This window comes from Halopseudomonas sp., assembly GCF_038130085.1.
Taxonomy (GTDB): domain Bacteria; phylum Pseudomonadota; class Gammaproteobacteria; order Pseudomonadales; family Pseudomonadaceae; genus Halopseudomonas.
The window spans coordinates 139505-164232 of sequence record NZ_JAYPMU010000003.1; the positions used below are offsets into that span (position 1 = coordinate 139505).

Here is a 24728-nt window from a genome sequence, read left to right on the forward strand (position 1 = left end):
GTATCGAAATCAGGAGTTTTAGAGTGGGTAAGTTTACGCGTGTAGCGGTGATGTCGCTGTTGGCCCTGGCCAGCTTCCAGGCATCCGCCGAGATGAAGATTGCCGTACTGGACTATCAGATGGCGCTGCTCGAATCCGATGCAGCCAAGAAATACTCGGTTGACGCCGAGAAGCAGTTCGGCGCGCAACTGCAGCGTGTGAAGAATCTGGAAGCTGAAGCCAAGCGCCTGCAGGAACGTATGCAGCGTGACGGCGAGCAGATGAACCAGACCGAACGCGAGAAGCTGGAACTGGAATTCCGCCAGAAGGCGCGTGAGTACCAGCTGCAGTCCCGTGAGCTGAATGAAGCCAAGGCTCAGTCCGATCGTCAGATGCTGGAAGCCCTGCGTCCGCGTCTTGATGCAGCCGTTGAAGGTGTACTGTCCGCCGGTGGCTACGACCTGGTTCTGGACCGTGGTGGTGTGATTGAGGTCAAGCCTCAGTTTGACATTACCCGTCAGGTCATTGAGCGCCTGAACAGCACGCGCTGATGAACCACAATCTGTCTCTGTCCCTTGCGCGCCTGGCTGAAGAGCTCGGCGCGCAGCTCATTGGGGACCCGCAAATCGAAATCAGCGGCCTTGCAACCTTGCAGGACGCTGCTCCCGGGCAGCTTGCTTTTCTTGCCAATGCGCAATATCGCAAGTATCTGGCCGAGTCGCGCGCCAGTGCGGTGCTGCTGACCGAGCGCGATGCCGAAGGCTTCGCTGGTAACGCGTTGGTAGTGGCTGACCCGTATCTCACGTACGCGCGGTTGTCTCATCGTTTTGATCGCAAGCCCAAGTCTGCGGCCGGTATTCACCCGACAGCGGTGGTTGCCGAGAGCGCGCAGGTTGATCCCAGTGCCAGTATCGGCGCTGGTGCCGTGATTGAGGCTGAAGCCGTTATCGGTGCCGGTGTGACCGTGAGTCCACAGTGTTTCGTTGGAGCGCGCTCGAAGATCGGTGCAGGCGGCTGGTTAGCGCCTCGGGTCACGCTCTATCACGATGTGAGTGTGGGCGAGCGTGTGGTAATTCAGTCTGGGGCGGTCATAGGTTCGGAAGGGTTTGGCTTTGCCAACCAGGCCGGGCAATGGCAAAAGATTGCCCAGATTGGTGGTGTCAGCATCGGCGATGATGTTGAGATTGGCGCCAACACAACCATTGATCGTGGCGCATTGGCGGACACCGTCATCGGCAATGGGGTCAAGCTCGATAATCAGATCCAGATTGCCCACAACGTCCAGATCGGAGATCACACGGCGATGGCCGCTTGCGTCGGTATTTCCGGCAGCACCAAGATTGGTCGTCATTGCATGATCGCTGGCGGTGTCGGCATGGTCGGTCATATCGAGGTCTGTGATAATGTCTTTGTCAGCGGCATGACCATGGTTACGCGCTCCATCACTGAGCCGGGTGCCTACTCGTCCGGTACTGCGATGCAGCCTGCGGGCGAATGGAAGAAGAGCGCGGCGCGTATCCGCCAGCTCGACGGTATGGCCAAGCGCCTCCAGCAGCTCGAGAAACAACTCGAGCAGGTGACTCAGCAGTCGTCAGACTCATCAAACGCCTGAGCAGCGTCACGCAGGCGCTTTTATCCTTTTCAGCAAGGCCAGCTACACATGGATATCAACGAAATCAAAGAATACCTGCCCCACCGTTACCCTTTCCTGTTGGTGGATCGGGTTCAGGAGCTGGATCTTGAAAACAAGCGCATTCGTGCTTACAAGAATGTCTCGGTAAACGAGCCGTTCTTCAATGGACACTTCCCTCAGCATCCGATCATGCCTGGCGTACTGATCATCGAGGCCATGGCTCAGGCAGCTGGCCTGCTAGGCTTCAAGATGATGGGCGTCAAGCCGGCTGACGGCACGCTGTATTACTTCGTTGGCTCTGACAAGCTGCGCTTCCGTCAGCCGGTCGTACCCGGTGACCAACTGCAGCTGGAAGCCAGCTATCTGAGTGATAAGCGCGGCATCTGGAAATTTGCCTGTCGTGCTACCGTTGATGGCAAGGAAGCCTGTTCAGCTGAAATCATTTGTGCGGAACGCAAAATATGAGTCGTATTCACCCTCTGGCGATTGTTGACCCGGCCGCACGGCTGGCTGATGACGTCGAGGTCGGCCCCTGGAGCTATATCGGTGCGGACGTCGAAATCGGCGCCGGCACTCAGGTAGCCTCCCATGTGGTTATCAAGGGGCCAACTACCATCGGACGCGGGAACCGGATCTTCCAGTTCTCCTCGGTGGGCGAAGAGTGTCAGGACAAGAAGTACAAGGGTGAGCCAACCCGTCTAGTTATTGGTGATAACAACATCATTCGCGAAGGCTGCACGTTGCATCGCGGCACAGTGCAGGACGAAGGCATCACCCGCATCGGAAGTAATAACCTGCTGATGGCGTATGTTCACGTTGCCCACGACTGTGTGGTCGGCGATAACATCATTATGGCCAACAACGCCACTATCGCCGGGCATGTGCATGTCGGTGATGGCGCTATTCTCGGCGGGTACACGACCGTACATCAGTTCTGTCGCATCGGTTCTTTCGCCATGAGTGCGGCGAACACTGCGGTGTTCAAGGACATTCCGGCGTTTGTCATGGTCGGCGGTAATCCCGCCAGCGCGCATGGCATGAACTTCGAAGGCATGCGTCGGCGTGGCTATTCTCCAGAGTTGATCAGTGCGCTGCGCCGTGCCTACAAGGTGGTCTATCGTCAGGGCCTGACTACCAGCGAGGCGATGGCTCAGCTCTCCGAGGCGGCTGAGCAGTTCCCGGAAGTCGCGCTGTATTGTGCCTCCATCAACGAGTCGACCCGCGGCATTACCCGCTGACATGGCCGATCTCGAGGCATCTATTTCCAGTAAGCCCCTGTGTATCGCGCTGGTCGCCGGTGAGGCGTCCGGCGATACGCTGGGTGCAGGCCTGATTGCGGCGCTTAAACAGCGCTTTCCCAATGCTCGCTTTATCGGCATCGGTGGCCCGCGCATGCTGGCCGAAGGTATGCAGTCTCAGGTGCCGATGGAGCGGTTGTCGGTCATGGGGCTGGTTGAGGTGCTCGGTCGCCTGCGCGAGCTACTGCGCATTCGCCGTGAGCTGGTGGAGTTCCTCAAGCAGGAACAGCCGGACGTCTTCATTGGCATTGATGCGCCGGACTTCACTTTGGGAGTTGAGCAACGCCTGCGCGATGTTGGTATCCCGACCGTACATTACGTCAGTCCCTCGGTTTGGGCCTGGCGCGAGAAGCGCGTGCTGGGCATTGCCAAGTCTACCGACCTGATGCTTACGCTGTTTCCCTTCGAGGAAGAGGTCTATCGCCGGCATGGTGTGGCGGTGCGCTGCGTTGGCCATACTCTGGCCGACCGTATTGCACTGACCCCTGATCGCTCCGCGGCGCGTCAGGCGCTTGGTGTCTCGCAGGCGGCGAAAGTGGTTGCGCTGCTGCCCGGCAGTCGTAACGGTGAGTTGCGTAAGCTCGGCCGGCTGTTTTTGGATACTGCGGCCTGGTGCCTGGAGCGTCAGCCGGATCTGCAGTTCATCATGCCCTGCGCCAATCCTGAGCGCCGTCAGCAGATGGATGCCATCCTTGCCGAAAGTGGGCTCGAGCTGCCGCTGACCCTGTTCGACGGCCAGGCTCACGAGGTATTGGCTGCCTGCGATGCGGTATTGATCGCGTCGGGCACCGCCACGCTCGAAGCCATGTTGTTCAAGCGCCCTATGGTGGTGGCCTACCGGATGGCGGGGCTCACGCACCGTATTCTCAAGCGTCTTATCAAGGTCGGGCATGTGTCGCTGCCCAACTTGCTGGCAGGGCGTGAAGTGGCACCAGAGTTTTTGCAGGATGCCGCCACCCCCGAGGCGATGGGGCAGGCGCTGTTAGCCCGTCTGTTGCCCACCGAAGAGCGGGTCGCGACCGAGCAGACCTTTATGCAGTTGCATCAGCTACTGCGCCGTGATGCCGATCAGTGCGCCGCCGACGCCGTTGCTGGTCTGATGCGTGAGCGCGGACACCTGTGAGTCAGTTGAGCATGGATTGGGCTTTGCCCGATGGCGAAGAGCTGGTTGCGGGTGTCGATGAGGTAGGCAGAGGGCCGCTATGCGGGGCGGTCGTGACCGCAGCAGTCATTCTGGATCCTGCGCGTCCGATCGAAGGCCTCAATGACTCGAAGAAACTCACCGAGGCGCGCCGTGAGGTGCTGTTTCCGTTGATTCAGGAACGGGCATTGGCTTGGTGCATAGCCCGCGCTGAGGTTGAAGAAATTGATCAGTTGAACATTCTGCATGCCACCATGCTAGCGATGCAGCGCGCAGTCGCGGGTTTGCAGGTTCGTCCTGACCTGGTGCTGGTGGATGGCAATCGCTGTCCGGTGTTGCCGATGCGCAGCGAGCCGGTGATCAAGGGTGACAGCCGGGTGCCGGCGATCGCGGCGGCATCGATTCTGGCCAAGGTCGCGCGGGATCGCGAGATGCTTGAACTGGACAAGCAGTACCCGGGATACGGCATTGCCGGTCACAAGGGCTACCCAACGCCAACCCACTTGGCTGCCTTGCGTGAGCTGGGGGCAACGCCCATTCATCGACGCTCGTTCGCTCCGGTACGCAAGGCGCTGGAACAGTAAACAGCGGCAGCGGTCATACAGTTCTGCACGCTGCGACTGGTCGCAGCAGTTCCCCGTCGCTACAATTCTCTGCTTGACGCTTCGCCATCTGAAACAGGATTTCCATGTCATTTTCCTTTGTTCACCTGCGTGTCCACAGTGAGTACTCTCTGGTTGACGGACTGGTCAAGGTCAAACCCCTGATCAAGGCTGTTACCGAGGCGGGCATGCCGGCGGTGGCGATCACTGACCAGAGCAATATGTGTAGCTTGGTCAAGTTTTACAGGGCGGCCATGGGTGGCGGTATCAAGCCAATTTCCGGCGTGGACCTGTGGTTGACCGATGCCGAAGACGATACCGTGCTGACTCGCATCAGCCTGCTGGCCATGAATGCCAAGGGCTATCGCAATCTGACTGAGCTGGTGTCTCGTGGGTATACCGAAGGCCAGCGCAACGGTCTGGTTACCGTGCGCCGGGAGTGGATTGCCGAAGCCAGCGAAGGGGTGATCGCGTTGTCGGCTGCCAAGGAAGGGGAGGTTGGCATCGCTTTGCTGTCATCTACCCCCGAGCGTGCTGACGAGTTACTTGGCTACTGGATGAGTGTCTTCCCGGATCGCTTCTATCTGGAGTTGCAGCGCACCAGTCGTGCCAATGACGAAGAGCATGTGCATGCGGCTGTTGCGCTGGCGGCTCGCACCGGCTGCCCGGTAGTCGCGACCAACGACGTACGCTTCCTCAAACGTGGTGACTTTGAAGCCCACGAAACCCGTGTCTGCATCGGCGAGGGCAGGGCGCTGGATGATCCGCGTCGGGTGCGCCAGTACAGCGAGGAGCAGTACCTGAAGACACCGGCCGAGATGGCCGAGCTGTTTTCCGATATCCCCGAGGCGTTGGAGAACAGCGTCGAGATTGCCATGCGCTGCAACATTGATGTGCAGCTGGGCACGTACTTCCTGCCGGACTTCCCCATTCCGGACGGCCTGACGATTGAAGAGTACTTCAAGAAGGTGTCCTTCGAAGGGCTGGAGGAGCGCCTCAAGGTGATCCTGCCGCCGGATACGCCGGACTACGAGGCCAAGCGTCAGGTCTATATCGACCGTCTGAACTTCGAACTCGACATCATCAATCAGATGGGCTTCCCCGGCTACTTCCTGATCGTGATGGACTTCATCAAATGGGCCAAGGGCAACGGCGTGCCCGTGGGCCCGGGCCGTGGTTCCGGGGCGGGCTCGCTGGTGGCGTATTCGCTGCTGATTACCGACCTCGACCCGCTGGCCTACGACCTGCTGTTCGAGCGCTTCCTCAACCCGGAGCGTATTTCCATGCCCGACTTCGACGTCGACTTCTGCATGGAGGGTCGCGACCGGGTGATTGATTACGTCGCCGATGCCTACGGCCGTAATGCGGTATCGCAGATCATCACCTTCGGTACCATGGCGGCCAAGGCGGTAGTGCGCGACGTGGCGCGGGTGCAGGGCAAGTCCTACGGTCTGGCCGACAAGCTGTCGAAGATGATCCCGTTTGAGGTCGGCATGACGCTGACCAAGGCCTATGAACAGGAAGAAATGCTGCGCGATTTCCTCGCCAACGACGAGGAAGCCCAGGAAATCTGGGACATGGCGCTCAAGCTGGAGGGGATTACCCGTAACGTCGGCAAGCACGCCGGGGGTGTGGTAATCGCGCCGACTAAATTGACCGACTTTGCACCGCTGTATTGCGACGAGTCCGGTGGTGGCTTGGTAACCCAGTTCGACAAGGACGATGTGGAAGCGGCCGGTCTGGTGAAGTTTGACTTCCTCGGTCTACGCACCTTGACCATCATCAAGTGGGCGATGGAAACCATCCATCGCCAGCAGCGCGCGCAGGGAGCCAGCGATGAGGAACTGGTCAATATCGACCTGATTCCGCTGGATGATGCACCGACCTATAGCATGCTGCAAAAAGCGGAAACCACCGCCGTTTTCCAGCTTGAATCGCGCGGCATGAAGGAGCTGATCAAAAAGCTCAAACCTGACTGTCTGGAAGACATGATCGCACTGGTGGCCCTGTTCCGTCCGGGCCCGCTGCAGTCAGGCATGGTGGACGACTTCATCAACCGTAAGCACGGCCGGGAAGAGATTTCCTATCCGCACCCGAACTACCAGTACCCCGGTCTTGAACCGGTGCTCAAGCCCACCTACGGCATCATCCTGTATCAGGAACAGGTAATGCAGATCGCTCAGGTGATGGCCGGCTACACCCTGGGTGGCGCGGATATGCTGCGCCGGGCGATGGGTAAGAAAAAACCCGAAGAGATGGCTAAGCAGCGTGGCGGTTTTATCGAAGGCTGCGCCAACAATGGCATCGACGCTGACCTGGCCGGTAACATTTTCGACCTGGTGGAAAAGTTCGCTGGTTACGGCTTCAACAAGTCGCACTCGGCCGCCTACGGTCTGGTGTCCTATCAGACTGCCTGGCTGAAGGCGCATTATCCGGCGCCCTTCATGGCCGCGGTACTCTCGGCGGATATGCACAACACCGACAAGGTGGTGACGCTGATCGAGGAATGCCGCAGCATGCGGCTGCGGATCAAAACCCCGGACGTCAACGTCTCGGAATTCAAGTTCACCGTCGATGACGCCGGTGATGTTGTGTACGGCCTTGGTGCGATCAAGGGCGTGGGTGAAGGCCCGGTCGAGACCATCGTCGAAACCCGCAAGGCCGGTGGTCCGTTTAACGACTTGTTCGACTTCTGCGCCCGGGTAGACCTCAAGCGCATCAACAAACGGGTGATGGAAGCCCTGATTCGCAGCGGTGCACTGGATCGCTTGGGGCCGTTCTTCGCCGAGGAAGTCCAGGCCTACCAGAAGCAGATCGACCGCAACCGCGCCGCGCTGATGAGTGCGATGGAAGAGGCGATTGCCTCGGCCGAGCAGACCGCGCGCAGCGCCGACAGCGGCCACGATGATCTGTTTGGCGACCTGCTCGGGCCGTCTACCGAACGTGATGTGTACGAGCCCTATCGCAAGGTGCGCGAGTGGACCTTCAAGGAGCGCCTGCGCGGCGAGAAGGAAACCCTGGGCCTGTATCTCACTGGTCACCCGATTGACGAATATGAGCGTGAAATTCGCCGTTTTGCCCGCCAGCGGATTCTCGATCTGAAACCGTCACGTGATAGTCAGACCATTGCCGGTCTGGTGTTTGATCTGCGCGTGATGAAGAACAAGCGTGGCGATAAGGTTGGTTTTGTCACCCTCGATGACCGTTCTGCTCGGATCGAGGTGTCGTTGTTTGCAGAAGCCTACAACGCAGCCCAAGCCCTGCTGCAGAAAGACGCGATGCTGGTGGTTGAAGGCGAGGTTGCAGTTGATGACTTCTCCGGCGGTATGCGGGTCCGTGCCAAGCGGGTCATGAGCCTGGAAGAGGCGCGTACCGGATTGCTCGATAGCGTGCGGGTTAATCTGGACGGGACGCGTCATGATGCCGGTGCGTTGACCCGCATGGCAGGGTTGCTGCAGCAGTATCGCGGCGGCTGCCCGGTGACGATCGAGTACCAGCGAGCCGATGCGGCCGCGCTGCTGCGTCTGGGTGACGAGTGGCGGGTTGAACCGGCAGACGATCTGTTGCAAAGCCTGCGTGACCAGTTGGGCAAAGACAGCGTCTCTCTGCACTATAGATAGCGCAAAGCCGGGTGCTCGACGGGCGCCCGGCAATCCCGTAAGGTTATTTGCGAAACTTTTGGATGCCCGGATCGGGCGCAAGCGGATGATGGATGCCTATGAGCAACAGCCAGAAATACTTGGAGTTTGAACAGCCAATTGCGGATCTGCAGGCCAAGATCGAAGAGCTGCGTCTGGTCGGCAGTGACAACGCGCTGAACATCACCGAAGAAATCACTCGGCTGCAGGAGAAGAGCAAGTCCCTGACCGAGAGCATTTTCGGCAACCTGAGCAGCTGGCAGGTGGCCCAGATGTCGCGCCACCCGCAGCGCCCCTACACGCTGGATTACATCAGCAACATCTTCACCGACTTCGAAGAACTGCATGGTGATCGTCACTTCGCCGACGATGCGGCGATCGTTGGCGGCATCGCGCGACTGGAAGGCCGTCCGGTCATGGTCATCGGTCACCAGAAGGGGCGCGATGTTAAGGAAAAGGTACGCCGCAATTTCGGCATGCCCAAGCCTGAAGGCTACCGCAAGGCCTGCCGTTTGATGGAAATGGCCGAGCGCTTCAAGATGCCTATCGTGACTTTTATCGACACCCCCGGTGCATACCCGGGGATTGATGCCGAAGAGCGCGGTCAGAGTGAGGCCATCGCCTGGAACCTGCAGGTCATGTCGCGTCTGAAAACCCCAATCATCGCTACCGTTATCGGTGAGGGTGGTTCGGGCGGTGCGCTGGCGATCGGGGTCTGCGATCACCTGATGATGCTGCAATACTCCACCTACTCGGTGATCTCGCCGGAAGGTTGTGCTTCCATTCTCTGGAAGAGCGCCGAGAAAGCGGCTGACGCCGCAGCGGCCATGGGTATTACCGCCGAGCGTCTGAAGGAGCTGGGACTGGTCGATACCCTGATCCCCGAGCCGCTGGGTGGCGCGCAGCGCTCACCGCAGGAAACCGCCGAGCGCATCAAGCAGCAGCTGGTTGCACAACTAGCCAAGCTTGACGAGCGCACGCCCGAGCAACTGCTGGAAACCCGCTACCAGCGGCTGATGTCCTTCGGTATCCAGTAAATGCTGACACCGCAGGGGCTGCGCGAGCAGCTCGGCTCCTGTTTGGGCGCCCCGGCCTGGTGGCTGGGGTTGTCCGGTGGTCTGGACTCCATGGTTCTGCTTGAGCTGCTGGTCCAGGCTCGCCAACTCTGCGATCTTCCTCCGCTACACGTTATTCATATTCATCACGGGCTGCATCCCGAGGCTGACACCTGGGCGGCGCATTGTCAGCGGGCCTGTGACGAGCGCGGCGTGCCGCTGAAAATCGTGCGAGTGCGTGTGGAGCCGGGTGCGAGTATCGAGCAGGCTGCGCGTGATGCGCGCTACGCCGCTTTCTCTGACATCTTGCCGAACGGCGCCGAGTTGTTGCTGGCGCATCACGCGGATGATCAACTGGAAACCATGCTGTTTCGGCTGCTGCGCGGCACCGGTGTGCGCGGTCTGGCGGGCATGCCGCGGCGACGCCAGCTGGGGCGTGGCTGGTTGTCCCGGCCACTGCTGGACGCATCGCGTGCGCAGCTGGCGAGCTGGGCGCGGCAGCAAGGTCTGCAATGGATCGACGATCCGGCCAATCAGGATGCGCGCTTTGCCCGCACGGCGCTGCGCCACCAGTTGCTGCCGCAGTTGCGGGATGCTTGGCCGCAGGTCGATCAGAGTCTGCTGCGCCTGGCGGATCATGCCCGAGAAGCAGGCGAGTTGCTCGACGAGCTGGCACTGAATGATCTGCAGGCTGCCGCCGTGCGGCTTGAAGACCCTTGGTTGCAGGTGTGGCCGAGTCTGTTGCTGGCGCCGGTGCTCGAATTATCGTTGGCCAGGCAGCGCAACCTGCTGCGCTTCTGGTTGCGGCAGCAGGGTGTATTGATGCCCGATCAGCGGCACCTCGATCAATGGCTGCAGCAGTTGGCAGCCAGTAGCGATGCCCAGCCGCAATTGCAGTTGGACGGTCGGCGACTATACCGTTCGTCAGATCGTCTATGGCTGGTTGAGAGTGGTTGGCCTGCGCGGGGAGAAATGCAGGCGTGCCTGCCGGATCTTCAGCAGCTGCTGGTGGCTGGCAATGGGGCGCTCTGTTCTGCGCCATCAAACGGCGGCTTGCGGCCTCCCGGGCCGGATGGCTGGCAGGTAGCCTATCGTCAGGGCGGGGAGCAGATAAAGCTGCCTGGGCGGCCTACTCAGTCGGTCAAACAGCTGCTCCAGCAGGCGCAGATTCCAGCCTGGCTGCGTCCTTCAGTGCCGTTGCTATACTCAGGCGGCGAGCTGGTTTCGGTGGCAGGGCGGTGGAATGCCGAGCAGGCTCTGGTGGACGGGACACAGAGTGGTTTTAGGGTCAGTTGGAAGCCTGTTTCGGATTGAGCAAGCGGGGCCTGTCTGGTATCCTGACTTCCCATCTTGACGAGACTTTGGCTGACCCTTCAGGTCACCTTTGACTCCCTTCGAATTCCTCGCGGTGCAAACCGCTTAACTGTTCAATCTATGGGTTTTTCATGACGCGCTACATCTTCGTCACGGGTGGTGTTGTTTCTTCTTTGGGCAAGGGTATCGCCTCGGCGTCCCTCGCGGCGATCCTCGAGGCGCGTGGTCTGAAGGTCACCATGCTCAAGCTGGATCCCTATATCAACGTGGATCCGGGCACCATGAGTCCCTTCCAGCATGGCGAAGTCTTCGTGACCCATGATGGCGCGGAAACCGACCTCGATTTGGGTCACTACGAGCGTTTCGTCAACGCGACCATGACCCAGAACAACAACTTCACCACTGGCCGTGTCTACGCCGACGTGCTGCGCAAGGAGCGCCGTGGTGATTATCTGGGTGCGACCATTCAGGTCATTCCGCACATCACCGACGAGATCAAGAGCCGCATCATCAAGGGTGCTGGCGATGCCGACGTGGCGCTGGTCGAAATCGGCGGTACCGTGGGCGACATCGAGTCCCAGCCGTTCCTGGAAGCCATCCGCCAGCTGCGGGTGGAAGTCGGCGCCAAGCGCGCGATGCTGATGCACCTGACTCTGGTGCCCTACATTGCCACCGCTGGCGAGACCAAGACCAAGCCGACCCAACACTCGGTGAAGGAACTGCGCTCCATCGGCCTGCAGCCCGATGTGCTGATCTGCCGCTCCGATCATCCGATCGATCTGTCTTCGCGCCGTAAGATTGCGCTGTTCACCAACGTGGAAGAGCGCGCGGTCATCGGTCTGGAAGACGTCGACACCATCTACAAAATCCCGTCCGTACTCCATGCCCAGGGCCTGGACGACTTCGTCGTCGAGCGTTTCGGTCTGGAGTGCGGTCAGGCAGACCTTTCCGAGTGGGACCGTGTGGTTGACGCCAAGCTCAACCCCGAGCACGAAGTCACCATCGCCATGGTCGGCAAGTACATGGAACTGCTGGATGCCTACAAGTCGCTGATCGAAGCGCTCAGCCACGCCGGCATTCAGGCACGGACCAAGGTTAACGTGCGTTACATCGACTCTGAAGACATCGAGCAGCAAGGCACCGGCCTGCTGGATGGTGTTGATGCCGTTCTGGTCCCGGGTGGCTTTGGCTCCCGTGGTGTCGAGGGCAAGATCACTGCCGTGCGTTACGCCCGCGAGAACAAAATTCCGTATCTGGGCATCTGCCTGGGTATGCAGGTCGCGGTCATCGAGTACGCCCGTAACGTGTTGGGCTGGAGCGATGCCAACTCCACTGAATTCGACAAGACTTCCGGTCATCCGGTTGTCGGTCTGATCACCGAGTGGCAGGACGCTTCCGGTGAGACCGAGCTGCGTACCGAAGCCTCCGATCTGGGTGGCACCATGCGCCTGGGCGCGCAGGAGTGCACGCTGGAGCAGGGCTCCAAGGCCTACGACTGCTACGGCAAGGACGTGATCGTCGAGCGTCATCGCCACCGTTATGAGGTCAACAACAACCTGCTGCCCGACCTGCAGGCTGGCGGCCTGAACATCTCCGGTCGTTCCGGTGACGGCGCACTGGTTGAGGTGGTTGAGGTCAAGGATCATCCGTGGTTCGTAGCGTGCCAGTTCCACCCGGAATTTACCTCCACACCGCGTTACGGCCACCCGTTGTTCAGTGGTTTCATTGGCGCCGCGCTGCGTCAGCACAAGAACGGCTGAGATTAAGGAAGAAGCTGGCTTATGGCACAGAAAATCGTGCGCGTTGGTGACATCGAGATGGCCAACGACAAACCCTTCGTTCTGTTCGGTGGCATGAACGTACTGGAGTCGCGTGATCTGGCAATGCAGATCTGCGAGCGTTACGTCGAAGTCACCAGCAAGCTGGGGATTCCCTATGTGTTCAAGGCCAGCTTCGACAAGGCCAACCGCTCGTCGATCAACTCGTTCCGCGGCCCCGGCATGGAAGAGGGGCTGAAGATCTTCGAAGAGATCAAGCGCACCTTCAACGTCCCGGTCATCACCGACGTGCACGAGCCCTACCAGGCTGCGCCGGTTGCCGAGGTCTGCGACATCATTCAGCTGCCGGCCTTCCTGTCCCGGCAGACCGATCTGGTTGTGGCGATGGCCAAGACCAATGCCGTGATCAACATCAAGAAGGCCCAGTTCCTCGCGCCGCAGGAAATGAAGCACATCCTCACCAAGTGTGAAGAGGCGGGCAATGATCGTCTGGTGCTGTGCGAGCGGGGTTCTTCCTTCGGTTATAACAACCTGGTAGTCGACATGCTTGGCTTCGGCATCATGAAGCAGTTCGAATACCCGGTGTTCTTCGACGTGACCCACGCCCTGCAGATGCCAGGCGGTCGCAGTGACTCGGCCGGCGGTCGTCGTGCCCAGGTTACCGATCTGGCCAAGGCGGGCATGAGCCAGGGCCTGGCGGGTCTGTTCCTCGAAGCACACCCTGATCCTGATAACGCCAAGTGCGATGGCCCCTGCGCCCTGCGTTTGGACAAGCTGGAGCCGTTCCTTGCCCAGTTGAAGGCCCTTGACGAGCTGGTCAAGAGCTTCCCGGTTCTGGAAACGGCTTGAGCCGCGACCGCTTTCACCCGATTGACCCGATATACGGAGCTAGCAAGTAAAGATGGCAAAAATCATTGATATCAAGGGCCGTGAGGTTCTGGACTCGCGCGGTAACCCGACCGTTGAAGCTGACGTAATCCTGGAAGGCGGCATCATGGGCAGCGCCTGCGCTCCTTCCGGCGCGTCTACCGGTTCGCGCGAAGCACTGGAACTGCGTGATGGCGACAAGAGCCGTTACCTCGGCAAGGGCGTGCTCAAGGCCGTCGCCAATATCAATGGCCCCATCCGCGAGCTGCTGGTTGGCCGTGATGCCACCGCGCAGGCTGAGCTGGATCGCGCGATGATCGAGCTGGACGGTACTGAAAACAAGGCTACTCTGGGCGCCAACGCTATCCTGGCTGTCTCCCTGGCCGCTGCCAAGGCGGCTGCTCAGGCCAAGGGCGTGCCGCTGTATGCGCACATTGCCGACCTGAATGGCACTCCCGGCGTCTACTCCATGCCTGTTCCGATGATGAACATCATCAATGGTGGTGAGCACGCCGACAACAACGTCGACATTCAGGAGTTCATGGTTCAGCCGGTTGGCGCCAAGAACTTCGCTGACGCGCTGCGCATGGGTGCGGAAATTTTCCACCACCTGAAAGCGGTTCTGAAGGCACGCGGCCTGAACACTGCGGTGGGTGACGAGGGCGGTTTCGCGCCGAACCTGGCTTCGAATGAAGACGCTCTGGCGGCCATCGCCGAAGCTGTTGCCAACGCCGGTTACACCCTGGGTGACGACGTTACTCTGGCGCTGGACTGCGCTTCCAGCGAGTTCTACAAGGACGGCAACTACGACCTGGCTGGCGAAGGCAAGGTATTCAGTGCGGAAGGTTTTGCCGACTACTTGGCGGGCCTGACCCAGCGCTACCCGATCATCTCTATCGAAGACGGTATGGATGAGTCCGACTGGGCTGGCTGGAAAGTCCTGACCGACAAGATTGGCGAGAAGGTGCAGCTGGTCGGTGACGACCTGTTCGTCACCAACACCAAGATCCTCAAGCGCGGCATCGACGAGAAGATCGGCAACTCCATCCTGATCAAGTTCAACCAGATCGGTTCGCTGACCGAGACCCTGGAAGCGATCCAGATGGCCAAGGCTGCCGGCTTCACCGCCGTTATCTCGCACCGCTCTGGCGAGACCGAAGACAGCACCATCGCCGATCTGGCTGTAGGTACTGCTGCCGGTCAGATCAAGACCGGTTCGCTGTGCCGCTCCGACCGCGTTTCCAAGTACAACCAGCTGCTGCGTATCGAAGAGCAACTGGGTGGCAAGGCGCCCTATAAGGGTCGCGCCGAGTTCCGCGGCTGATCGGTCTGGCGGGTACGTGTGAGCGTACCCGCCGTTCCTAGACGGGAGCATCTGGCTTGAAATGGCTCTGGATCATTGCGCTGTCGCTGTTGGCGGCGATGCAGTACCGACTCTGGGTCGGTGAGGGTAGTCTTGCCCACGTTTCCCAGCTCAAGCAGCAGATTGCCGAGCAGCAGCGCGAGAACGAGCAGCTGCTGGAGCGCAATCGGGTGCTGACCGCTGAAGTCATCGAACTCAAGCAAGGTCTGGAAACCGTCGAAGAGCGTGCCCGCCGTGAGTTGGGCATGGTCAAGCAGGGCGAAACCCTGTTCCAACTGAGCGACCAATGAGCGTCGCTACACCTGATTTCTGGGTTGTTCTGCCCGCCGCCGGCGTCGGCGCGCGCATGCAGGCAGATCGTCCCAAGCAATATCTCCTCTGGGGTGAACGTACCCTGATCGAACACACCCTGGCCTGCTTCCTGGATCAACCGGGACTGCGTGGGCTGGTGGTTTCCCTGTCTGCTGATGATGGCTGGTGGCCGACGCTGCCCTGTGCCCGGGACACGCGGATTACCCGCACAGTCGGCGGACGCGAGCGGGCCGACTCGGTGCTCAACGGGCTCATTGCGCTGCGTGAGCTGGGCGCGGCTGATGACGACTGGGTGCTGGTGCACGACGCGGCTCGTCCTAATCTCACCGATGGCGACCTGCACAAGCTGCTGAGCACGCTGGCGAGTGACCCGGTTGGCGGACTGCTGGCAGTGCCGGTACGCGATACCCTCAAGCAGATTGGCCCGGATGGCCGCGTTACTGCAACGCCGGATCGCAGCCAGTTCTGGCAGGCCTACACGCCACAGATGTTTCGCCTCGGGCCCCTGCAGCAGGCACTCAGTGATGCGCTGGCGGCCGGGGCGCTGATTACTGATGAAGCCTCGGCCATGGAGTGGGTGGGGCAGGCGCCGCTGTTGGTTGAGGGGCGTGCTGATAATTTGAAGATTACTCGTCCTGAGGATCTGGAGTGGTTGCGTCAGCGGGGTAATTGATCTCGCGTTGCCGTTTTATCCCTGAATCCCCCGGGGAACCCGACTACGTGGCCCTTCGGGTTCGCTGCGTTGCTCGGGCTGACGGGGGCCGGCAGAACTCGTCGCTGCGCTCCTCAGACATGCTGCCGTCCTATTTCCCGTCAGCCCTGCGCTACTCGCCCGCGTAAACGGGACGAACCCGTCGTGCACACTCCACCGTACAAGTATTAGTCAACCTTCCTGGCGTGAAGCCTTTTCGTGCTACCCCGGAATCCCGCGATAGCAGCATGCCGTTTCCTATGGTTTTGATTCCTGTCCGCCCTAGTCTTGAACGCCGTTTGTCGTGCCCGTCTGTTTGCAATTGACCGATACCATGCGAATAAATATGCTGTACGCATATACAGTATTTTTCAGAGGTTTTCATGGGCGCGGTCGTTGCACTTGATCGGTTGCTGGAGACGCGTCGCGTCTGGCGCGGGCGTCAGCAAAGTGAGCCGGTTGCCGAGCAGCCGACCGGGCATGCGGTGCTGGATGCGCTGCTGCCCGGTGGTGGCTGGCAACTGGCCGCGCTGAACGAGATTCTGCTGGGCGCTCCCGGTAGTGGCGAGTTGCAGCTGCTGTGGCCGCTGCTGGCGCGGTTGACTCAAGCCGGTGAACGGGTGGTGCTGGTCGGTACTCCGGCGATTCCCTTTGCGCCTGCCTGGCAGGCGGCAGGGGTGGTGCTGGCGCAGGTCTCGTTGTTGCAGGTCAGTGGCGCCGAGCGGCTGTGGGCGGCGGAGCAGTGCCTGCGTTCAGGTAGCTGCGGCGCGGTGCTGTGCTGGCCCGAGCACGCGGATGACCGCGCCCTGCGCCGCCTGCAGGTGGCGGCTGACAGCGGCCAGACGCTGGCCTTTGTGTTGCGCGACCGGCGTACGGCGGACAATCCCTCACCGGCGGCGCTGCGGCTGTTGCAGGAGCGTGAGCCGCGGCGGTGGCGGGTGCTCAAGTGCCGTGGCGGGGTGGCGCCTGCGCGGCCTGTATCGATTTCGCAGTGAGGCCGTCATGCGCTGGCTTTGCATTCTTTTTCCCCAGCTGGCACTGGATGCGGTGCTACGCAGCCGTGAGGATCCGACTGTGCCGTTGGCGCTGCTCAGTGGGCCGCCGCAGCGGCGGGTGCTGCAGGCGGTTAACGAGTCGGCCCGTGCACAGGGGTTGCGCTCGGGTCAGAGCCTGACCCAGGCTCGGACGCTGCTGGAGTGCTTTGATACGGTCGAACACGACCCGGCGCAGACCGAGCACTGGCAGCAGTTTCTGGCTAGTTGGGCGTATGGTTTCAGTGGTCATGTGAGTCTCGACTTCCCCCGTACCCTGTTGCTGGAGGTGGCCTCCAGCTTGCGTCTGTTCGGTCCCTGGCCTGATCTGGAGCAACGCCTGCGCGCCGAGCTGCAAGCGCTGGGCTTTCAGCATCGACTGGTGCTGGCGCCCAACCCGTTGGCAGCAAGGGTGCTCGCCAACGTCGCGGACGGCCTGGCGGTGGACGAGCAGGCACTGCACGCCGAGCTGCAGCGCCTGCCGGTGGCGCGCAGCGGTTTGCCGGGCGAGCTGATCGAGAGCCTGCAGCGCATGGGCTTGCGTCGTCTGCAGCAGGTGCTGGAGTTACCCCGTGACGGCCTAGCCAAACGCTTTCCGCCCCAGTTGCTGGCGCATCTTGATCAACTGCAGGGGCATCACCCGCTGGCGCTGAGCTGCTATCAGCCGCCGGATCAGTTTCGTCAGCGCATTGAGTTTAACTTTGATGTTGAGTCGAACTCCTCGCTGTTGTTTCCGTTGCGGCGTTTGATTGGTGATCTTGCGACCTTTCTGGCTGGGCGGGACTGTGGGGTACAGCGCTTTGTGCTGATTCTGGAGCACCGCCGTCAGGCTGCCACCGAGCTGCCGGTTGGCTTGTTGGGAGCTGAGCGCGACGGCGAGCGGCTGTTTGAATTGGCACGCGGCCGACTGGAGACGCTGGAACTCGCCGCGCCCGTGCAGGCGCTGACACTGCTGGCTGAGGATCTGCCGCGCTTTGTACCTGCTGCAGCCGAACTGTTCAGTAACCGCCCGCAGCAGTCGCAGAGCTGGCTGCAGGTCTGTGAGCGGCTGCGCGCTCGACTGGGTGACAAGGTGGTACAGCCGCTGGCGGCGGTGGATGAACACCGCCCCGAGCGCAGCTGGCTGGCGCAGGAGCGGGGCGATGCCGCCGCGCGCCCAGCCGGGCCACGCCCCGGCTGGCTGCTGCCCGAACCGGTACTGCTCAATGACCTGTTCCCACGGGTACTGGCTGGGCCTGAGCGGATCGAGTCCGGCTGGTGGGATGGCGACGACGTGCGGCGTGACTACTACCTGATCGAAACCCGTGATGGGCGTCGGGCCTGGGCCTTTCATACCGCAGGGCGCCCGGGTCCGTTCTGGGTGCATGGGTGGTTCGGATGAGCCTGGGTTACGCCGAACTGCATTGCCTGTCGAACTTCAGCTTTCAGCGCGGGGCGTCCAGTGCGCAGGAGCTGTTTGCCCGCGCGCGGCAACACGGCTATGACGCTCTGGCGATCACCGATGAAGCCAGCCTGGCCGGGATTGTCCGTGCCTGGCAGGCGGCGCAGGACAGCGGTCTGAAACTGATTGTTGGCAGCGAAATTCAGCTGGAGAACGGCCCCAAACTGGTCTTGCTGGTCGAGAGCCTGACGGGCTATCAGCGCCTCTGCCGTTTGCTGACTGTTGCTCGCCGGAGGGCTGGGAAGGGTGAGTACTGTCTGCGGCTTGAGGATCTGAGCGGTGCACTGGATGGTTTGCTCGGGCTCTGGTTGCCGCGCCACGGCCAGGATGAAGAGCATGGCAGGCAACTGCAGGCGCTGTTGCCAAACCGTTTGTGGCTGGCGGTCGAGCTGCACCGCGGGCCGGATGATGCGCGCAAGCTGGACCAGTTGCAGGGGCTGGCGGCGCGACTTGGCCTGCCCTGTGTGGCCAGCGGTGACGTGCACATGCATGTGCGTGGGCGGCGGGCGCTGCAGGACACTCTGACCGCGCTGCGTCACCACTGCACGGTGATGGAGGCGGGCAGTCGGCTGTTTGCCAATGGCGAGCGCCATCTGCGCAGCCTGTCGGCGTTGGCGGCGATCTACCCGCCTGCGCTGCTGGAGGAAAGCCGGCGCATTGCCGCCCGCTGCCAGTTCGACATGGGCGAGCTGCGCTATCAGTATCCGCGAGAACTGGTGCCGCAAGGGCATACCCCGTCCAGCTGGTTGCGCGAGCTGACCTGGCGCGGTGCCGCCTGGCGCTGGCCAAACGGCGTCAGTGACAAGGTGCGAACGCAGCTGGAGCATGAGCTGGCACTGATCGCCGAGAAGGCGTACGACAGTTACTTTCTCACCGTGCAGGACATCGTCGCCTTCGCCCGTGGGCAACGCATTCTTTGTCAGGGGCGTGGCTCGGCAGCCAACTCGGCGGTGTGCTTTGCGCTCGGCATTACCGAGATCGATCCGGACCGCAGCAACCTGTTGTTCGAGCGCTTTATCTCCCGTGAGCGCGATGAGCCGCCGGATATCGACGTGGATTTTGAGCACGAGCGGCGCGAGGAGGTTATTCAGTACATCTTCCGTCGTTATGGCCGCGAGCGAGCGGCGCTGACGGCGGTAGTCACTCGCTATCTATCGGCGGGTGCGGTGCGTGATGTGGCGCGCGCGCTCGGGCTGCCGCAGGAGCAGATTGATCAGCTCGGGCGTTGCTGCAGTCGCTGGAGCAAACAGCTGCCCAGTGCCGAGCGGCTGGCCGAGGCCGGGTTTGATGTGAACAACCCCTGGCTGCATCGGGTGTTGACGTTGGCGGGTGAGCTGATCGGCTTTCCGAGGCACCTGTCGCAGCATCCGGGCGGCTTTGTCATGTCAGATGCGCCGCTCGATACCCTGGTGCCGGTCGAGAACGCCAGCATGGCCGAGCGTACGGTGATCCAGTGGGACAAGGATGATCTGGATGCGGTCGGCATGCTCAAGGTCGATGTGCTGGCGCTGGGCATGCTCAGTGCGCTGCGCCGCTGCTTTGACCTGCTGCGCCAGCACCGTGGGCGCGATCTGACGCTGGCGAGCATTCCGCCGGATGACGCGCCGACCTACGAGATGATCAGCCGCGCCGATACCGTCGGCGTGTTCCAGATCGAGTCGCGGGCGCAGATGGCGATGCTGCCGCGGCTGCGCCCGCGTTGTTTCTATGATCTGGTCATTCAGGTTTCCATCGTGCGCCCCGGGCCGATTCAGGGCGACATGGTGCATCCCTTTTTGCGCCGTCGAAACGGCGAGGAGGCGGTCGACTACCCGTCGCCGGAGTTGCGCAAGGTATTCGAGCGTACCCTCGGAGTGCCGTTGTTTCAGGAGCAGGTGATGGCGCTGGCGATTGTTGCTGCCGGCTATACGCCGGGCGAGGCGGATGAGCTGCGTCGCTCGATGGCTGCCTGGAAGCGTCACGGCGGGCTGGAGCATCATCGGCAAAGATTGACCGCAGGCATGCTCGCGCGCGGTTACAGTCAGGCATTTTCCGAGCGGATCTTCGAGCAGATCAAGGGCTTTGGCAGCTACGGCTTCCCCGAGTCCCACGCGGCCAGTTTCGCGCTGCTGAGCTATGCCAGCAGCTGGTTGAAGTGTCATGAACCGGCTGCCTTTACCTGTGCCCTGATCAACAGCTGGCCGATGGGCTTCTACAGTCCAGACCAGTTGCTGCAGGACGCTCGTCGCCACCAGATCGAGATTCGGCCGGTGGATGTGCGCTACAGCGATTGGGACTGCTCGCTGGAGGCGGTTGAGTCAGCGGCAGCGCAGCCGGCCATTCGTCTCGGGCTGCGGCAGGTAAAGGGCCTGAGTCGAGGCGATGCTGAGCGATTGCTGCAAGCGCGGGCTCAGCAGGATTTTGCTGATGTCGCTGATCTGGCCCAGCGTGGTGGATTGAGCAGCCGTGCTCAGGCCCAGCTGGCCGACGCCGGTGCGCTGCGTGGGCTGGCAGGCAATCGTTTCCGTGCGCGCTGGGCGGTGGCTGGGGTTGAACCGCAGCTGCCGTTGCTGCAGGCGCAACACGATCAGGCCGAAAGCCCGGCGGTGATTCCGCAACCATCGGTAGTGGAAGATATGGAAGCCGATTACGCCAGCCTCGGTACCAGCATGGGCCCGCATCCATTGGGGTTGCTGCGTGAGCGGCTGCGCGAGCTGGACTGCCGCAGTTCGCGTGAGCTGCTGGCGCTGGCGCCGGATCAGCCGGTGCGGGTGGCCGGATTAGTGGTTGGCCGTCAGCGTCCGCAGACCGCCACCGGGGTGACCTTTGTCACCTTGGAAGACGAGTTTGGCATGATCAATGTGATCGTCTGGAGTGACCTGGCCGAGCGGCAGCGCTCTGTACTGCGCGGCTCACGACTGCTGGAAGTGCGCGGGCAGTTCGAGGCGCGTGATGGTGTGCGTCATGTGATCGCCCGGCAGTTGCATGACCTGACCGGGCTGTTGCAGAAGCTGGATGTGCGCAGCCGGGATTACCGCTGAAAGCCGTCGAAGAAGGCCTCGACCATTGCCGTATCAAGCTGGTCGATATGCGGCGGTTGCCAGCGCGGCTGCTTGTCCTTGTCGACGATCAGCGCGCGCACGCCTTCCATAATGTTGCCTTTCTCGAACCATTGGCGGCCGATGTGCAGTTCCATGGCAAAGCAGTCGGCCAGCGGCAGCGAGCGACCGCGCAGCAGCATGGCCTGGGTCACGGCCATCGCCAGCGGTGAGCGGTTGTCGATGATTTCGATGGTGCGCTCGGCCCATGTGCTGAACTCGGCGCGCTGTTCGCTGGCCAGTGATGAGCGGATCGCAGCGATGTCGGGTTGCGCAAAGTGCAGGTCAATGGCTGGTTGCAGCGCCTTCAGTTCCGCCTCTGGCAGCGCGCAGTCAGCCAGCGCAGCGACCTGATCGCCCAGGCTGCCGTCCGCCGGGTTGAAGCTGTCGATCAGGGCTTCCAGTTCGCTCAGCCTGGCGCTGCTGATGCACAGATCGCCAAGACCCGCGTAGAGGGCGTCGCTGCTGCCAACGTGGTTGCCGGTAATACCGAGATACATACCCAGCTGACCCGGCAGGCGAGACAGGAAGTAGCTGCCGCCTACGTCGGGAAAATAGCCAATCGCGGTTTCCGGCATGCCGAGCCGTGAGCGCTCGGTCAGCAGGCGGATGCTCGCGCCTTGCGCCAGCCCCATGCCGCCGCCCAGTACAAAGCCGTCCATCAGCGCCAGGATTGGTTTCGGGTAGGCATGGATGTAGGCATCGAGGTCGTATTCTTCGGTGAAGAAGGTTTCCGGCTCGTGGTGGCGGCCAGCCAGATAGTTGTCATACATGTAGCGGATGTCGCCGCCGGCGCAGAACGCGCGTTCACCGGTGCCGCGCAGCAGCACCGCCTCGACCTGGGCGTCGCTTGCCCAGCTTTCCAGCTGACGCTGCAGCAGGCGCACCATCTCCAGATTCAGTGCGTTCAGCCCGGCTGGACGGTTGAGGGTGAGCTGGCCAATACGGCCCCGGCGCTCAATCAGCACCAGCGGGGCGGTTGTCTCCGACATACGAGTCTCCATCAGGCGAAACAGTGGCGCGACAGAAGGGCGTGGCCGCGCAGCGAGATATCGAGCCGCAGTATAGGGGAGTGGGTAGGGGAGAAAAATGCGCGAGAGGCAGGGCCTGACAGCATGAATGTCAGGCAATAAAAAAACCGCTGATCGGGGTTAACCAATCAGCGGTTTTGAACCTGGTTGCGGGGGCAGGATTTGAACCTACGACCTTCGGGTTATGAGCCCGACGAGCTACCAGACTGCTCCACCCCGCGTCAGAGGTCGCCATTCTACGGATTCACGGATGGCTGTCAAGCAATTGAACGAAAAAGATTTTTTTATTTTCGCGGAATCAGTTTTCGAGGCCCTTCACACTCGGCTGCGGGTTGCTGACGGTGTAGCGTCCGTTGTCCGCATCGCGGCTGACACAGGCCATGGCGACGTCCGGATCATGGGTGAAAACCAGCCTGCCGTTAACCGCAATCAGACTGTCGAGCAGGGCTTCCTTTTCCTCGATCAGGGTTTCCGGGAAGCGGTCGTAGCCCATGGTGATCGGCAGGTGCACCCAGGGTGCGCCAGGGATCAGGTCGCCCGGAAACACCACCGGGCCGTCGGGCATGTCGATGATCGGGATCATCAGGCCCGGCGTGTGGCCGTCACTGAAACGCAGGCGCCAGTCTGGACCGAGGGTCTTCGATTTCTTGCCGTCGTCGACCAGCTCCAGACGACCGCTGTCTTCCAGCAGGGTCAGCAGCTCAGGAATGAACGAGGCCTGATCACGTGGGTGTGGCCGCCGCGCCCGTTGCCAGTGACGCTGGCCGGTGACAAAGGTGGCGTTGGGGAACAGCAGCTGCGCCGGCTGGCCTTCCTGCCAGGCGCTGAGCAACCCGCCAGCATGGTCGAAGTGCAGGTGGGTGAGCACCACCACGTCGATGTCGGCGTCGGTCAGGCCAATCTCGGCCAGGCTGTCGAGCAGTACATGACGGTCTTCGACAACACCGTAGCGGGACTTGAGGTTTGGTGGGAAGAAAGCGCCGATGCCTGTTTCGACCAGAATATTACGGTCGTCTTCCTGCACCAGCATGGCCCGGCAGCTTAGCGCGATCCGATTCTGATCATCGGTTTCGACCCAGCGGGACCAGAGGGCCTTGGGCGCGTTGCCGAACATGGCGCCGCCATCCAGGCGTTGACTGTTGCCTTCCAGTGTCGTGATTGTGCGCATGGCTGATCAATCCTGTGTTGGGTGTATGGAAGAGGCGACTTTGGGGTCGCCTCTCGTCCGGCATCAAAGGTTAAAGGTGTAGCCGATGATCACGCGGTTTTCGTCGATGTCGCTGGCGAAGGTGCTGCGATAGGTTGCGTTGCGCCAGTGCAGCGAGAGGTTCTGCAGCGGGCCGCTCTGCACGGTATACATCAGATCGCTGTTGCGTTCCCATTCGCGGCCACGACTATTCGCGAGCTCGATATTGCTGCCATGGGTATAGCGATTCATCAGCTTGAGGCCGGGCAGGCCCAGCTCGGCAAAGCTGAAGTCGTGGCGCAGTTGCCAGCTGCGCTCATCGCGGTTGGCAAAGTCGTTGATCTGCACCAAATGCGTGAGGAAGGGGTCGGTGCCGCTCAGGTAGGCAAAGCCGGTGTGGCCTTCCATCTGCTGATAGCTGCTGGTGAACTTGTGCATGCCCGCTTGCCACGACAGGGTGGCGCTGCTCATGCGGTTGTCGATGTTGCTGCGGCCTGCGTCGTTGCTGTCGGCATAACGCAGGTTCAGCGCCAGTGTGCCAGCGCCCAGCGGCTGACTGTGGTTGAGCACCAGATAGTGCTGGCGGTAGATTGACTGCAGCTCGCCGTAGTGATAGCTGAGCTTGGTCGCGTCGCTGACTGCCCAGTTGGCGCCGGCAAAGTCGAAGGCATCGCTGTCCTGCCTGCCGGTCACCACCACGTTGCGGGCGCCGCCCTGTACCGGGCGCATGTCCTGATAGTCGGATGAGTCGCGCAGGTTGATGGCATCAAAGCGGCCGAGTTCCAGCTGCAGGCTGTCGCTGCCCTGTGCCTGCAGCCAGCCACCGCGGAAGCTTTGCGGCAGCAGGCGGCTGTCGTTGTGCATGGCCACCGGCAGCGTCGGGATCAGGGTGCCGACGCGCAGCAGGTGTTCATCCAGCTTGAGTTTCGCGGTCAGGCCGAGTTCGCTGTATTCGTCCATCGCGCGGCTCTCACTGGTGTCGCGCTTGAGGATGCCGGTGCCGGTGCGATCAGGACTGGAGTCCAGCTTGATGCCGAGCAGGCCGATGGCGTCCAAGCCTAAGCCCAGGCGGCCTTCGGTGTAACCGGACTGCCAGTAGGCGCGCACGCCCTGCGCCCATTCGTCGGCCTTGCTCTGGGCCGCGTTGCTCTGGCGGAAGTCGCGGTTGAAGTAAAAGTTGCGCAGCTCGACACGGCTCTGGGCGTCATCGATAAAGGCAGCGCTGGCCGGCGTCGCAAGTGCGGCGGAAAGGGCGGTCAGCAGGAAAGCAGGGATCTTTTTCATTGCGTGT

At 61.5% G+C, this 24728-nt stretch carries 20 protein-coding genes and 1 tRNA gene; 17 read left to right on the forward strand and 4 right to left on the reverse strand.

Annotated elements, in window-relative coordinates:
- The first annotated feature begins 23 nt into the window (after positions 1 to 23).
- From AAFM31_RS03685 to AAFM31_RS03765, 17 genes are all read left to right on the forward strand, one after another.
- The gene (locus AAFM31_RS03685) at positions 24 to 530 is read left to right on the forward strand and encodes an OmpH family outer membrane protein (RefSeq protein ID WP_341706558.1); all 507 of its coding nucleotides are present in this window, start codon (positions 24 to 26) and stop codon (positions 528 to 530) included.
- A complete protein-coding gene (gene lpxD, locus AAFM31_RS03690) occupies positions 530 to 1591 on the forward strand; it encodes a UDP-3-O-(3-hydroxymyristoyl)glucosamine N-acyltransferase (protein ID WP_341706559.1) in 1062 nt (353 codons plus the stop codon). The genes AAFM31_RS03685 and lpxD overlap by 1 nt, the downstream gene beginning before the upstream one ends.
- Positions 1592 to 1639: 48 nt before the next feature.
- The gene (gene fabZ, locus AAFM31_RS03695; RefSeq protein WP_088273402.1) at positions 1640 to 2077 is read left to right on the forward strand and encodes a 3-hydroxyacyl-ACP dehydratase FabZ; all 438 of its coding nucleotides are present in this window, start codon (positions 1640 to 1642) and stop codon (positions 2075 to 2077) included.
- Entirely contained in the window at positions 2074 to 2850 is a 777-nt protein-coding gene (lpxA, locus tag AAFM31_RS03700) for an acyl-ACP--UDP-N-acetylglucosamine O-acyltransferase (RefSeq protein ID WP_341706560.1), read from the forward strand. Before fabZ ends, lpxA begins: the two co-directional genes overlap by 4 nt.
- A gap of 1 nt (position 2851) precedes the next feature.
- On the forward strand, positions 2852 to 4033 hold the full coding sequence (lpxB, locus tag AAFM31_RS03705) for a lipid-A-disaccharide synthase (protein WP_341706561.1): 1182 nt from the start codon (positions 2852 to 2854) through the stop codon (positions 4031 to 4033).
- An 11-nt stretch (positions 4034 to 4044) separates the two neighbouring features.
- A complete protein-coding gene (gene rnhB / locus AAFM31_RS03710; protein WP_341706562.1) occupies positions 4045 to 4635 on the forward strand; it encodes a ribonuclease HII in 591 nt (196 codons plus the stop codon).
- A 104-nt stretch (positions 4636 to 4739) separates the two neighbouring features.
- Positions 4740 to 8273: a DNA polymerase III subunit alpha gene (gene dnaE, locus AAFM31_RS03715; RefSeq protein ID WP_341706563.1), complete on the forward strand. Its 3534-nt coding sequence runs from the start codon at positions 4740 to 4742 to the stop codon at positions 8271 to 8273.
- Between the two features lie 98 nt (positions 8274 to 8371).
- On the forward strand, positions 8372 to 9328 hold the full coding sequence (accA, locus tag AAFM31_RS03720; RefSeq protein ID WP_341706564.1) for an acetyl-CoA carboxylase carboxyl transferase subunit alpha: 957 nt from the start codon (positions 8372 to 8374) through the stop codon (positions 9326 to 9328).
- The gene (gene tilS / locus AAFM31_RS03725; protein ID WP_341706565.1) at positions 9329 to 10660 is read left to right on the forward strand and encodes a tRNA lysidine(34) synthetase TilS; all 1332 of its coding nucleotides are present in this window, start codon (positions 9329 to 9331) and stop codon (positions 10658 to 10660) included.
- Between the two features lie 131 nt (positions 10661 to 10791).
- Positions 10792 to 12420: a CTP synthase gene (locus AAFM31_RS03730; RefSeq protein WP_341706566.1), complete on the forward strand. Its 1629-nt coding sequence runs from the start codon at positions 10792 to 10794 to the stop codon at positions 12418 to 12420.
- Between the two features lie 21 nt (positions 12421 to 12441).
- Positions 12442 to 13287, forward strand: coding sequence for a 3-deoxy-8-phosphooctulonate synthase (gene kdsA, locus AAFM31_RS03735; RefSeq protein WP_341706567.1), 846 nt, complete (start codon positions 12442 to 12444; stop codon positions 13285 to 13287).
- A gap of 52 nt (positions 13288 to 13339) precedes the next feature.
- Complete coding sequence (eno, locus tag AAFM31_RS03740) at positions 13340 to 14629, forward strand: phosphopyruvate hydratase (RefSeq protein WP_341706568.1); 1290 nt, start codon at positions 13340 to 13342, stop codon at positions 14627 to 14629.
- A 98-nt stretch (positions 14630 to 14727) separates the two neighbouring features.
- Complete coding sequence (locus AAFM31_RS03745) at positions 14728 to 14958, forward strand: septum formation initiator family protein (RefSeq protein WP_088273905.1); 231 nt, start codon at positions 14728 to 14730, stop codon at positions 14956 to 14958.
- Positions 14955 to 15653 (forward strand): 2-C-methyl-D-erythritol 4-phosphate cytidylyltransferase, encoded by a 699-nt coding sequence (gene ispD, locus AAFM31_RS03750; RefSeq protein WP_341706569.1) that lies wholly within the window; start codon positions 14955 to 14957, stop codon positions 15651 to 15653. Before AAFM31_RS03745 ends, ispD begins: the two co-directional genes overlap by 4 nt.
- A gap of 401 nt (positions 15654 to 16054) precedes the next feature.
- Positions 16055 to 16666: a translesion DNA synthesis-associated protein ImuA gene (imuA, locus tag AAFM31_RS03755; RefSeq protein ID WP_341706570.1), complete on the forward strand. Its 612-nt coding sequence runs from the start codon at positions 16055 to 16057 to the stop codon at positions 16664 to 16666.
- Between the two features lie 7 nt (positions 16667 to 16673).
- On the forward strand, positions 16674 to 18083 hold the full coding sequence (locus tag AAFM31_RS03760; protein WP_341706571.1) for a DNA polymerase Y family protein: 1410 nt from the start codon (positions 16674 to 16676) through the stop codon (positions 18081 to 18083).
- Entirely contained in the window at positions 18059 to 21163 is a 3105-nt protein-coding gene (locus tag AAFM31_RS03765; RefSeq protein ID WP_341706656.1) for an error-prone DNA polymerase, read from the forward strand. The genes AAFM31_RS03760 and AAFM31_RS03765 overlap by 25 nt, the downstream gene beginning before the upstream one ends.
- On the opposite strand, the gene AAFM31_RS03770 is transcribed toward AAFM31_RS03765, so the two are convergent.
- The 4 genes from AAFM31_RS03770 to AAFM31_RS03785 all read right to left on the reverse strand — a co-directional run bounded on the left by AAFM31_RS03770 (position 21154) and on the right by AAFM31_RS03785 (position 24721).
- Positions 21154 to 22212 (reverse strand): enoyl-CoA hydratase/isomerase family protein, encoded by a 1059-nt coding sequence (locus tag AAFM31_RS03770; RefSeq protein WP_341706572.1) that lies wholly within the window; start codon positions 22210 to 22212, stop codon positions 21154 to 21156. The genes AAFM31_RS03765 and AAFM31_RS03770 overlap by 10 nt on opposite strands.
- A gap of 183 nt (positions 22213 to 22395) precedes the next feature.
- Positions 22396 to 22472 (reverse strand) — tRNA-Met (locus tag AAFM31_RS03775).
- A gap of 77 nt (positions 22473 to 22549) precedes the next feature.
- Complete coding sequence (locus tag AAFM31_RS03780; RefSeq protein WP_341706573.1) at positions 22550 to 23419, reverse strand: MBL fold metallo-hydrolase; 870 nt, start codon at positions 23417 to 23419, stop codon at positions 22550 to 22552.
- A gap of 63 nt (positions 23420 to 23482) precedes the next feature.
- Positions 23483 to 24721 carry an OprD family porin gene (locus tag AAFM31_RS03785; RefSeq protein ID WP_341706574.1) on the reverse strand — a complete coding sequence of 413 codons (1239 nt, stop codon included), beginning with the start codon at positions 24719 to 24721 and terminating at the stop codon, positions 23483 to 23485.
- Between the last annotated feature and the right edge of the window lie 7 nt (positions 24722 to 24728).

Coding starts and splice junctions, on each gene's coding strand:
- lpxD (WP_341706559.1), top strand. CDS start 530: ATGAACCACAATCTGTCTCTGTCCCTTGCGCGCCTGGCTGAAGAGCTC.
- fabZ (WP_088273402.1), top strand. CDS start 1,640: ATGGATATCAACGAAATCAAAGAATACCTGCCCCACCGTTACCCTTTC.
- lpxA (WP_341706560.1), top strand. CDS start 2,074: ATGAGTCGTATTCACCCTCTGGCGATTGTTGACCCGGCCGCACGGCTG.
- lpxB (WP_341706561.1), top strand. CDS start 2,852: ATGGCCGATCTCGAGGCATCTATTTCCAGTAAGCCCCTGTGTATCGCG.
- rnhB (WP_341706562.1), top strand. CDS start 4,045: ATGGATTGGGCTTTGCCCGATGGCGAAGAGCTGGTTGCGGGTGTCGAT.
- dnaE (WP_341706563.1), top strand. CDS start 4,740: ATGTCATTTTCCTTTGTTCACCTGCGTGTCCACAGTGAGTACTCTCTG.
- accA (WP_341706564.1), top strand. CDS start 8,372: ATGAGCAACAGCCAGAAATACTTGGAGTTTGAACAGCCAATTGCGGAT.
- tilS (WP_341706565.1), top strand. CDS start 9,329: ATGCTGACACCGCAGGGGCTGCGCGAGCAGCTCGGCTCCTGTTTGGGC.
- AAFM31_RS03730 (WP_341706566.1), top strand. CDS start 10,792: ATGACGCGCTACATCTTCGTCACGGGTGGTGTTGTTTCTTCTTTGGGC.
- kdsA (WP_341706567.1), top strand. CDS start 12,442: ATGGCACAGAAAATCGTGCGCGTTGGTGACATCGAGATGGCCAACGAC.
- eno (WP_341706568.1), top strand. CDS start 13,340: ATGGCAAAAATCATTGATATCAAGGGCCGTGAGGTTCTGGACTCGCGC.
- AAFM31_RS03745 (WP_088273905.1), top strand. CDS start 14,728: ATGCAGTACCGACTCTGGGTCGGTGAGGGTAGTCTTGCCCACGTTTCC.
- ispD (WP_341706569.1), top strand. CDS start 14,955: ATGAGCGTCGCTACACCTGATTTCTGGGTTGTTCTGCCCGCCGCCGGC.
- imuA (WP_341706570.1), top strand. CDS start 16,055: ATGGGCGCGGTCGTTGCACTTGATCGGTTGCTGGAGACGCGTCGCGTC.
- AAFM31_RS03760 (WP_341706571.1), top strand. CDS start 16,674: ATGCGCTGGCTTTGCATTCTTTTTCCCCAGCTGGCACTGGATGCGGTG.
- AAFM31_RS03770 (WP_341706572.1), bottom strand. CDS start 22,212: ATGTCGGAGACAACCGCCCCGCTGGTGCTGATTGAGCGCCGGGGCCGT.
- AAFM31_RS03780 (WP_341706573.1), bottom strand. CDS start 23,419: ATGCGCACAATCACGACACTGGAAGGCAACAGTCAACGCCTGGATGGC.
- AAFM31_RS03785 (WP_341706574.1), bottom strand. CDS start 24,721: ATGAAAAAGATCCCTGCTTTCCTGCTGACCGCCCTTTCCGCCGCACTT.